This is a genomic window from Agarivorans sp. Z349TD_8 (assembly GCF_050870825.2).
Lineage (GTDB): Bacteria > Pseudomonadota > Gammaproteobacteria > Enterobacterales > Celerinatantimonadaceae > Agarivorans.
This window is the reverse complement of the sequence record NZ_CP194037.2, coordinates 2,437,576-2,448,154: the sequence shown is the minus strand read 5'-3', so window position 1 is coordinate 2,448,154 and position 10,579 is coordinate 2,437,576. Positions and strand designations below refer to the sequence as shown.

The 10,579-nt window shown below is 46.3% G+C and carries 11 protein-coding genes; all 11 read left to right on the top strand.

Annotation, left to right across the window (positions count from 1 at the left end; all coding sequences use genetic code 11):
• Positions 1-70: 70 nt before the first annotated feature.
• Complete coding sequence (gene rsxA, locus ACRRS1_RS11095) at positions 71-649, top strand: electron transport complex subunit RsxA (protein ID WP_432453130.1); 579 nt, start codon at positions 71-73, stop codon at positions 647-649.
• A gap of 7 nt (positions 650-656) precedes the next feature.
• On the top strand, positions 657-1,217 hold the full coding sequence (gene rsxB / locus ACRRS1_RS11090; protein WP_432453131.1) for an electron transport complex subunit RsxB: 561 nt from the start codon (positions 657-659) through the stop codon (positions 1,215-1,217).
• Positions 1,218-3,632, top strand: coding sequence for an electron transport complex subunit RsxC (gene rsxC / locus ACRRS1_RS11085; RefSeq protein WP_432467830.1), 2,415 nt, complete (start codon positions 1,218-1,220; stop codon positions 3,630-3,632).
• Positions 3,622-4,692, top strand: coding sequence for an electron transport complex subunit RsxD (gene rsxD / locus ACRRS1_RS11080; protein WP_432459385.1), 1,071 nt, complete (start codon positions 3,622-3,624; stop codon positions 4,690-4,692). Before rsxC ends, rsxD begins: the two co-directional genes overlap by 11 nt.
• Positions 4,682-5,314 carry an electron transport complex subunit RsxG gene (gene rsxG / locus ACRRS1_RS11075; protein ID WP_432463191.1) on the top strand — a complete coding sequence of 211 codons (633 nt, stop codon included), beginning with the start codon at positions 4,682-4,684 and terminating at the stop codon, positions 5,312-5,314. The genes rsxD and rsxG overlap by 11 nt, the downstream gene beginning before the upstream one ends.
• Positions 5,315-5,329: 15 nt before the next feature.
• A complete protein-coding gene (locus tag ACRRS1_RS11070; protein ID WP_432453135.1) occupies positions 5,330-6,016 on the top strand; it encodes an electron transport complex subunit E in 687 nt (228 codons plus the stop codon).
• Positions 6,009-6,644 (top strand): endonuclease III, encoded by a 636-nt coding sequence (gene nth, locus ACRRS1_RS11065; RefSeq protein ID WP_432453136.1) that lies wholly within the window; start codon positions 6,009-6,011, stop codon positions 6,642-6,644. Before ACRRS1_RS11070 ends, nth begins: the two co-directional genes overlap by 8 nt.
• Before the next feature lie 328 nt (positions 6,645-6,972).
• The gene (locus tag ACRRS1_RS11060) at positions 6,973-7,587 is read left to right on the top strand and encodes a thermostable hemolysin (protein WP_432459383.1); all 615 of its coding nucleotides are present in this window, start codon (positions 6,973-6,975) and stop codon (positions 7,585-7,587) included.
• Positions 7,588-9,057: an AMP-binding protein gene (locus tag ACRRS1_RS11055; RefSeq protein ID WP_432459381.1), complete on the top strand. Its 1,470-nt coding sequence runs from the start codon at positions 7,588-7,590 to the stop codon at positions 9,055-9,057.
• Between the two features lie 21 nt (positions 9,058-9,078).
• The gene (locus tag ACRRS1_RS11050) at positions 9,079-9,762 is read left to right on the top strand and encodes a TenA family transcriptional regulator (protein ID WP_432459380.1); all 684 of its coding nucleotides are present in this window, start codon (positions 9,079-9,081) and stop codon (positions 9,760-9,762) included.
• Between the two features lie 9 nt (positions 9,763-9,771).
• Positions 9,772-10,578, top strand: coding sequence for an SDR family oxidoreductase (locus ACRRS1_RS11045; RefSeq protein ID WP_432459379.1), 807 nt, complete (start codon positions 9,772-9,774; stop codon positions 10,576-10,578).
• The last annotated feature ends 1 nt before the right edge of the window (position 10,579 follow it).

Below are 10,579 nucleotides of genomic sequence, written 5' to 3'. Positions count from 1 at the left end.
GTGATCTCACGGTTGTTATAAAGACCACAAACGGGGATAATACGCTTTTGTTTGGCTGCATCTTATATAAATGACTGAATATCTGTTGTTATTGATTAGTACCGTACTGGTTAACAACTTTGTACTGGTTAAGTTCTTGGGCCTGTGTCCCTTCATGGGGGTTTCTAGCAAAGTAGAAACCGCTATAGGAATGGCATTAGCCACTACATTTGTATTGACTCTGGCTTCTATGTGCTCGTATCTGGTCGAACAGTATATTTTGGCACCACTAGATATCACCTATTTGCGTACCATGAGTTTTATCCTTGTGATCGCAGTTGTGGTTCAATTTACGGAAATGTTTGTCCAAAAAGCTAGCCCCGCATTGCACCGCGTATTGGGGATCTATTTACCCTTAATTACCACCAACTGTGCGGTGTTGGGCGTGGCGCTATTAAATATAAATGAGCAGCATGATCTATTTGAGTCCATCATTTATGGTTTTGGGGCTGCGGTCGGTTTCTCATTAGTACTGATACTATTTTCTGCCATGCGCGAACGTTTAGTCGTTGCCGATATTCCCCTCCCTTTTAAAGGGGCTGCGATCGCGATGATCACCGCTGGACTCATGTCTTTAGCCTTCGTCGGTTTTGCCGGCCTAATTAAGTAACCACAGCATGTTAGTAGCCTTAATTACCATTACTCTATTGGCCTTAGTATTTGGCGCCATTCTTGGTTATGCCGCAATTAAATATAAGGTGGAAGGCAATCCAATTGCGGATCAAGTCGAAAGCTTATTGCCGCAAACGCAGTGTGGCCAGTGTGGTCACCCTGGATGTCGTCCCTACGCCGAAGCCATCGCCAATGGTGAGCCCATCAATAAGTGCCCTCCCGGCGGGGACGAAACTATCGCTAAAATCGCAGATTTACTCGGTGTGGAAGCAATCCCTTTAGATGCAGCTGCAGTGAAAGAAGACGACCGTAAAAAAGTCGCCTTTATTATTGAAGATGCTTGTATCGGTTGCACCAAGTGCATTCAAGCTTGTCCAGTAGACGCGATTATGGGTTCCAATAAACACATGCACACGGTGATCGCAAAAGAATGTACCGGTTGCGAGTTGTGCGTTGCCCCCTGCCCAACTGATTGTATCGAAATGCGTCCAATTGAGACAACCACCAAAAATTGGGATTGGAAATTAAACCAAATTGACGTCTCAATCATTGAGGAAATGAAATAGATGGTGGCTTGGCTAGAAAAAATAAAACAAGGCTTTACCTGGAACTACCAAGGTGGGGTTCATCCTGAAACCAATAAACAGCTGATTAATTGCGAAAAACCAGAGTGGCTGGCGAACCCGGAGTATCTCACCATTCCTGTACAGCAACACATTGGCAGCGCTGCCAAATTATTAGTTGTCGTCGGCCAAAAAGTACTCCGTGGACAAGCATTAAATGAGTCGCAGTTTTATCAAGCGCCTCCGGTGCATGCCTCATGCTCCGGTACCATTGTTGCGATAGAACCTCGTGTCACAGCGCACGCCTCAGCGATTCCAGAGTTAGCGATCGTGATTAAGGTCGATGAACAACAACGAGATGCGGTTTGGCCTGCCCCCCTTAGCCAAAATCAACAAACCCCAGAACTTATTTGCCAGCGAGTCCATCAATCTGGGATTGCCGGTATGGGCGGAGCTGGATTCCCCACGGCTCTAAAAATAAGCCCACATAAGCCCTTAGATATACTCATTATTAACGGCGCCGAATGTGAGCCTTATATTACGGCTGATGACTGTTTAATGCGCAATTACCCAGCCGAAGTCATTAAAGGGGTACAAATATTACAAACAGCGCTGCAGCCGAAGTTAACAATTATTGCCATTGAAAATGATAAACCGGAAGCAATTGAAGCCTTAAGCAAGCACACCAATGATTCGATCATCATCCGTAGCATTCCCACCAAGTACCCTTCTGGCGGGGAAAAACAACTGATCGAAATTTTAACCGGACAACAAGTCACTGCCAGTCAACTACCTATCGATTTAGGAATGTTGGTGCAGAATGTTGGAACTGCCTATGCGGTTCATCGTGCAGTTGATATCGGTGAACCATTGATCTCTCGAATCGTAACTATCGCCGGAGATTTGGTTGAGCAGCCAGCTAACTACTGGCTACCCCTCGGGACCAGCGTCGCACATATATTGAGTGAAAAACTGCAAGTCGCCAACAATACTCCGACAATTATGGGCGGTTCGATGATGGGGTTCATGCTGCCCAATAATCAGGCTCCTATCGTAAAAACCAGTAACTGTTTAATTGTCAACCACCCACAAGCAGCCGCGACGGAATCCCCTTGTATTCGCTGCGGTGAATGTGCTCAAGCTTGTCCTATGGGCTTATTACCGCAACAACTTTACTGGTTTAGCCAAGCGGATGAGCTCAACAAAGCCCGCAGCTACAACATGATGGATTGTATCGAATGTGGTGCCTGTGCCTTTGTTTGTCCCAGTCAAATATCGCTAGTGCAGCACTACCGCACTGCCAAAGCTAAAATTAGAGCCGAAGATCTAGCGAAACAAGAAGCTGATATTGCCAAACAACGTTTTGAAGCCCGCCTCGCGCGTTTAGAAAAAGATAAATTAGAGCGAAAAGCCAAACATCAACAAGCTGCGCTCCGTAGACAAGAGCAAACCAATGCCAACTCTTCGGCCAACAAGCCTGATCCTGTTGCTGCGGCCTTGGCGCGGGTAAAACAATCGAAAGCTCAAGCTCCGGCAGCGATACAAACGACCAGCGGAGAATGGATCCCCGATAATCAACAAGCAATCGCCGAACGTGAAGCTCGTAAACAACAGCGCCGTTTGGCTAAAGAACAAGGACTCAAGGCCTCTAGTGATTCAAACGAGACTCAAGCTGAAAGCCACAGTGACAAAGCCAAATCAAGCAACCCTGCGGTGGCCGCAGCAATTGCTCGCGCCAAGGCTAAAAAGCTAGCCGCAACCGACACGGCACAAACAGAAACGCCAGTCGCAAACGACACCAAGGTAGCTGCCACCACTAAGTCGACTAACCCTGCGGTGGCCGCTGCAATTGCCCGCGCCAAGGCTAAAAAGCTAGCCGCAACCGACACGGTGCAAACAGAGACCCCTGTCGCTGACGACACCAAGGTAGCAGTCAAAGCCAAATCAACTAATCCTGCGGTGGCTGCAGCAATTGCCCGCGCCAAGGCTAAAAAGCTAGGGGCAACCGACGCTGCACAAACAGAAACGCCAGTCGCAAGCGATGCCAAGGTAGCTGCCACCACTAAGTCGACGAATCCTGCGGTGGCCGCTGCAGTTGCTCGCGCCAAGGCTAAAAAGCTAGCGGCAACTGACGCAGCACAAACAGAGACGTCAGTCGCAAACGACACCAAGGTAGCTGTCAAAGCCAAATCGACTAATCCAGCGGTGGCTGCAGCAATTGCCCGCGCCAAGGCTAAAAAGCTAGCCGCAACCGATACGGCGCAAACAGAAATGCCAGTCGCAGACGATGCCAAGGTAACTGCCACCACTAAGTCGACGAATCCTGCGGTGGCCGCTGCAGTTGCTCGCGCCAAGGCTAAAGCGAAGAAACGTGCAGAGCAAACCAAACCACAAGAGACCAAGCCAAATGACCAGTAATACCCTGCAAAGCTCGCCGTTTGTACACAAGCCTGTAAAAACCAAGACTTTGATGTTTTGGGTTATTTTATGTCTTGTTCCCGGTTTCTTGGTACAAACTTACCAATTTGGGATCGGCACATTAGTGCAAGTGCTGTTAGCAAGTAGCATCGCGATAGCAAGTGAGACATTAATACTGTTACTACGTCGACGTCCCCTATGGCCAACGTTAAGTGACAACAGCGCATTAGTCACCGGAATATTACTCGGTTTAGCCCTACCCGCTTATGCGCCTTGGTGGATGACTCTAATAGGCTCTTGCTTTGCCATTATCGTGGTCAAACACTTATATGGCGGCTTAGGTCATAACATTTTTAATCCAGCCATGGCGGCTTATGTATTGTTGCTGGTCTCTTTTCCAGTCAGCATGACCAGTTGGATGCCACCCCAGGCCTTATTACACGAATCATTTAACAGTGTTGACGGTTTGGGCTTAATTTTTAATGGTTTCACTGTCGACGGCTTTAGCTTAAAACAAATTGCCAGCATCGATGGACATACCATTGCCACTCCACTCGATGAAATGAAAACCCAGCTCAAGCTTGGCTTCACCTCATCAGAGATCGCAAGTAAAGCAATCTATGGCGCCTTAGCTGGTGTTGGTTGGCAGTGGATAAACCTCGCTTACTTACTCGGAGGTGTAGCGCTACTTTACTTGAAAGTTATTCGCTGGCATATTCCCTTGGCTTTCTTATCAGTATTATTGTTACTAAGTTTAATCTCTAACGCAATTAACCCAGATCATACGACGCCAATCTTGCTACAGCTCTTTTCTGGCGCAACAATGCTTGGCGCGTTCTTCATTTTGACGGATCCGGTCAGTGCTTCCACAACCAACCGAGGCCGGATTATTTATGGTGCTTTAGTCGCCTTATTCGTCTTTCTGATCCGAAATTACGGCGGCTATCCTGATGCCGTAGCCTTTGCGGTTTTACTGAGTAACATGGCGGTGCCAATGATTGACCATTTTACCAAACCAAAAGTTTACGGATACGGCGAAGGAAACAAACATGAGCACTAAGAGCCAATCCATCCGCAGCAATGCCATTATGTTGGCCACTTTTGCCTTCTGCTGCACCTTGCTAGTCGTCGTGGTGAACTACTTTACTGCACCACAAATCGAGCACCAGATTGAACAGCAACGTAGAAAATCGATGAATGAAGTTCTCCCCACTCAATTAACGAGTATTGCCTATCAGCAGCAATGTTATATCGACACTAATTTAGGGTACTTAGGGAGTGATAAGGCGCAAACCATTCGTGTGATCTCTAACAAAGGCCAAGTTCAAGCCTATGTATACCCAATTACTGCACCTGATGGTTATGGCGGTGCAATTTCCTTGTTAGTTGGGGTTGAGGCAAACGGTAAGATAAGTGGGGTACGAGTTGTCCAACATAATGAAACTCCAGGCTTAGGTGACAAGATAGAAACCCGTAAATCGGATTGGATTTATCAATTTAATCAACAGTTCTTGTTAGATGAAAATGATAGTCGTTGGGCAGTTAAAAAAGATGGAGGTCAATTCGACGCTTTTACCGGAGCAACCATAACGCCTAGAGCTGTAGTTAAGGCGGTTAAGAAAGCTTTGATTTATCATGCCAAAAATCATCAAACCATCGGCATCTCTGCTGTTGATTGTTAACCCGAAGGAAAAGCGATGAGTGATTACAAACAAATAGCTTGGCAAGGGCTATGGAAAAACAATCCCGGTTTAGTTCAATTACTGGGCCTATGTCCCCTGCTCGCGGTGACGTCTACGATCAGTAACGCTTTAGGTTTAGGTTTTGCCACCATGTTGGTACTTATCGCCTCAAACACGACCGTGTCATTGATCCGGAAATGGGTCGCCAAAGAAATTCGCATTCCCGTATTTGTGATGGTTATTGCCTCTTTTGTAACATGCGTTCAGTTATTAATGAATGCCTACAGCTATGGCTTGTACCAAAATCTGGGGATCTTTATTCCTTTAATTGTGACTAACTGCATTATTATCGGCCGTGCCGAAGCATTTGCGGCTCGCAACCCTGTCCCCGCCGCAGCCTTCGATGGTTTAATGATGGGTTTAGGTTTTGCGTTAGTATTAACTCTGGTTGGGGCCATTCGTGAACTATTAGGCAATGGCAGTTTGTTTGAAGGTATCGAGCTGTTACTGGGTGACTGGGCATCGGTTTTACATGTACAAGTCATCAATTTTAACGAACATTTTCTAGTTGCGATCCTTCCGCCGGGCGCTTTCTTAGTCATGGGGTTTATTATCGCCTTGAAGAATATCATCGATCATCGAGTAAAAACCAAACAACAAGCCACTGACTTAGTCATGGAAGATCTTCAACACAATGAATAACAGTAAACGACGAGAAATCTTAACGCGACTACGTAACGATAACCCGCATCCCACAACGGAGCTTAATTTTTCAAGCCCTTTTGAGCTGCTAACCGCGGTATTACTATCGGCACAAGCAACCGATGTGTCAGTAAATAAGGCAACGGCTAAGCTATTCCCAGTGGCCAATACGCCAAAAGCTATTTTAGAACTCGGCTTAGACACGCTGAAAAGCTACATTAAGACCATTGGTTTATATAACTCTAAAGCTGAAAACCTACTGAAGACCTGTAAGATCTTAATCGATCAGCATCAGGGAAAGGTGCCTGAAAATCGAGAATTCTTAGAAGCGCTGCCCGGTGTGGGGCGGAAAACGGCGAATGTTGTGCTCAATACGGCTTTTGGCTGGCCAACCATAGCTGTCGACACTCACATTTATCGCGTTTCAAACCGTACAAAATTTGCCATGGGCAAAAATGTTGAGCAAGTCGAACAAAAATTACTTAAAGTTGTACCCAAAGAATTTAAAGTTGATGTGCATCATTGGCTCATTCTGCATGGCCGCTATACCTGTGTTGCGCGAAAGCCGCGTTGCGGCTCCTGCATGATTGAAGATTTATGTGAGTTTGCCGACAAGACCGAGCTGTAGCATCCCTTAAGGAGCTGCTCGCTGATATTAGTGGGCAGCACGGTGACCACTCCCCCGTTTGCGATAAGCTCAATTGGACAGCCAATATGCATATCGCCTAATCCGGCCCTTTAGCCTGTACTTACCCGGACCACACTTGCCTAAATATCAAGTCACCTAACTCATATTTTAAAAGCGGCACTCGCTCTGAATCCCGAGTTCGAAAAATCTCACGCAACTTTATCTAACAATCTGTAACTTACAATACCTACATTAATCCATCATTTCTTAAGCGTTTCTTAAGTTTCCCCCCTTATCTTTAAATAAATGATGAAGATGAGGTTAGCGAATGAATCAAGACTTTCAACGAGACTCGGTAAGTTTGGAATTTATCACGGCTGCCCACCCACTCTGGCAGCAAGTTATTCAGTATATAACCACTCGATACCAACAAGCTTTTGATGCCAAACTAGACTCGTTCATGCCCACTTATATGGCTCTGACCGAAAACGGTCAAATCAAATCTTTATGCGGTTATCGCCTCGCCAATCATGAGCCTTTATTTTTGGAACAATACTTAGATCAAACAGCAGAGCTGTTGCTCTCAAAAGCGTTCAATCAAAGCATCAAGCGAAACCAATTAATTGAGTTCGGCCAGCTCGCATCTTTTACCAAAGGCGCTTCTCCCTTACATTTTTTATTGATGGCTGAAGCCTTAGTTGAGCGTGGGTTTGCTTGGTGCATATTCACCGCAACAGATCCCTTATACGCCCTAATGAAGCGCCTTGGTCTTGTCCCTACGCTGATTGCTGAAGCGGATCCACAACGAGTCCCAAGAGCAAAACAACGTTGGGGGAGTTATTACCAACATCAACCACGGATCTTCGCAGGTAATCTGCAAGTGGGATTAAACCACCTAACTAGTCGCGTGGGTATAACAAATATGCAACAGATAGGTCTCTAAATGAACAGCATTTTACAAGCAATTAGCCGCCACGCTAATGATCACCCTGATCAACTTGCTTTTATCGGTCACGATGTTAAAGGTCAAGCAAGTAGCTTAACTTATCGCCAACTAAAACAACAAGTTGATGCCGCAGCCTTAAGTATCGTCTCGCTAAATGTGAATGCCATCGCCTTGAAAGCAGAAAACTGCTTAGACTGGGTGATCGCCGACTTAGCAGCGATGCAGGCTCGGGTGGTAATCATCCCCATTCCGACCTTCTTTGCAGCACAACAAGTCGAACATAGTCTTGAGCAATCAGCTGCTGACTTATTAATTGGCGATTGGCCTGAATACGCTCAACTAGACTTACAAATTGCAGGTTTAGCCGCCTATCGACGACCAGTGACACAAGCGGTGCTTCCCTTAAAACAGACTTGCAAAATTACCTTTACCTCTGGCTCGACCGGGAACCCAAAGGGGGTTTGCCTTAGCGAGCAAAACTTACAACGAGTCAGCGAAGTTTTAGCCGACAAAATTCGAGATCAAAGCGAGCAACATTTAGTGTTACTCCCTTTATCAACCTTACTAGAAAATATTACTGGGGTTTATGTTCCGCTATTACTCGGTGTTACGGCGAAGATCTATCATGGCCAGAGCCTCGGTTTACATGGTTCCAGTCGATTTGAAGCTAACGTTTTTGCCAGCGCCCTAATACGCGAGAAACCCAATAGCTTGGTGCTGACACCCGCATTATTAATGGCGCTTATCCAACTGGTTCAACAGCAAGCTCAGTTGGCAGAATCGTTACGCTTTGTTGCTGTTGGCGGGGCTCGCGTTGCGCCAGAGCTTATCCAGCTCGCTCATCAACTTTCGATCCCAGCCTATGAGGGCTATGGTCTTTCTGAATGCGGCTCAGTGGTATGTATTAACACCGAGAAATCGTATAAACCTGGGAGCTGCGGCCAAGTATTAGAGCATGTAGAAGTCAAGCTAGCCGATGACGGTGAATTGCTGGTAAAAGGTAATATTGCACTTGGTTACTTAGGTATGGCTTTCACCGCCCCTTGGCTCGCAACCGGAGATTTAGCCACCATAGATGATCAGGGATTTGTCACATTACTGGGCCGTAAGAAAAACCAGCTTATTACTAGTTTTGGTCGCAATATTTCTCCAGAGTGGATTGAATCTGAAGCGCAGAGTCATTTTGCTGGTCGCCCATTCATCATAACCGGAGATGCCCAAGCTTTTCTAACTGCGGTCACTGAGAGCCAAGCAAACATCAACCAACGTATACAAGTACTCAACCAAAAGCTCCCCGATTACGCGCAAATCAAGCGAGTGATAGCGATTCCATCACTTTATTCTCATCAAGAATGGTTCACCGCTAACGGTCGACCCAAACGAATGGTGCTTGAACAATGGGTACAGGAAGTCTTGGATACGCCAAGTGACGCACTCGACCATATTCAAATAACCGAAATCAACTAAGCAAATTTGCAGGAGAGTCCAATGAGTCTTTTTTTTGAAACCTTACAACAACAAACCCGAGCTGCTCAACAACAAATGTTACAAGCGCCAGTGTTCGCTGCTTGTAGTCGCGGGGAAATTAATCGCGAAATGTACCTCGCCTTTCTCACTCAAGCCTATCACCATGTGAAACATACCGTGCCCTTACTCATGGCCTGCGGTGGCCGACTATCAGCGGACTACGAGTGGGTACGAGAAGCAATCGCAGAATATATTACCGAAGAACAAGGTCATCATGAGTGGATCTTGAATGATATCGAAGCTTGTCATGGCAACGCCCAACTAGTTCGAGACAATCAAGCCCAAGGTAAAGTGAGCCCAGCTATCGAGCTGATGGTTGCCTACCTGTATCACCAGATTGATCGTCATAATCCTTTGGCTTTATTTGGCATGGTTTGGGTATTGGAAGGCACTAGCGTGGGAGTTGGCGCTCAGATAGCAAAGCTAGTGAAGAGCACGCTTGACCTTCCCGATGAAGCTCTTAGTTACTTGCTTTCGCATAGTGAGTTAGACCAACAGCACATTTTATTTTTTGAAGAGTTAATGAATCAAATCACAGATCAGGATGATCAAAAGGTCATTATTGATTCGGCCAATATGGTGTTTTCACTCTACGGGCAGATGTTAAGAGAGCTCAATATTAGTGCTGCCGAGCAGGCAGCATAAGGATAAGAAATGCTTATTCAAGACAAAACAGTGTTACTAACAGGCGCATCTGGCGGGATTGGAAAAGCCATCGCAAAGCAACTTAGTGAGCAAGGTGCACGGTTATTGTTAGTGGCAAGAAATCAGCAAAAGCTAGAAGTGCTGCGCCAATCCCTTAGCGCCCCTGAACGACACCAGAGTTTAAGTATTGACTTACTGTCCTCTCACGACATCAAACGGCTCAAATCTGTGGCGCTTGACTACCAACAACAGGGGCAAACGATTAGTGTTGTGATCAACAATGCTGGTAGCAATCAATTTCGCTTTCTCAGGCAACGAAGCACTGAGTCACTACAACAAGAAATGCAGCTAAATTTAATGGCCCCAATCATACTAAGTCAGGCAGCTTTGGATTGGATTAGCCGCCCAGGGATCATTCTTAACATTGGTTCCACTTTTGGCTCGATCGGCTATCCAGGCTACGCAAGCTATTGCGCCGCAAAAGCGGGCGTACATCGTTTTAGTGAAGCCATGGATAGAGAGCTGGATGGTACCGGAATCAGAATGCTTTACCTTGCGCCGCGCGCCACCGACACCGAACTCAATAGCGATGCAGTTTGTCAACTCAACCAACAATTAGGCAACCATAGCGACTTACCGCAAATTGTTGCACAGCATGTGCTGAATATACTCCAGCATGAACACCGTGCGAAATGGATCGGTTGGCCAGAAAAGCTATTTGCTCGAGTGAATCAAATATTCCCGTCGCTGGTCGCAAACTCGATTCGTAAACAACAGGCGACAATCCACCAATTCATTAATCACAACAGCCAATAAA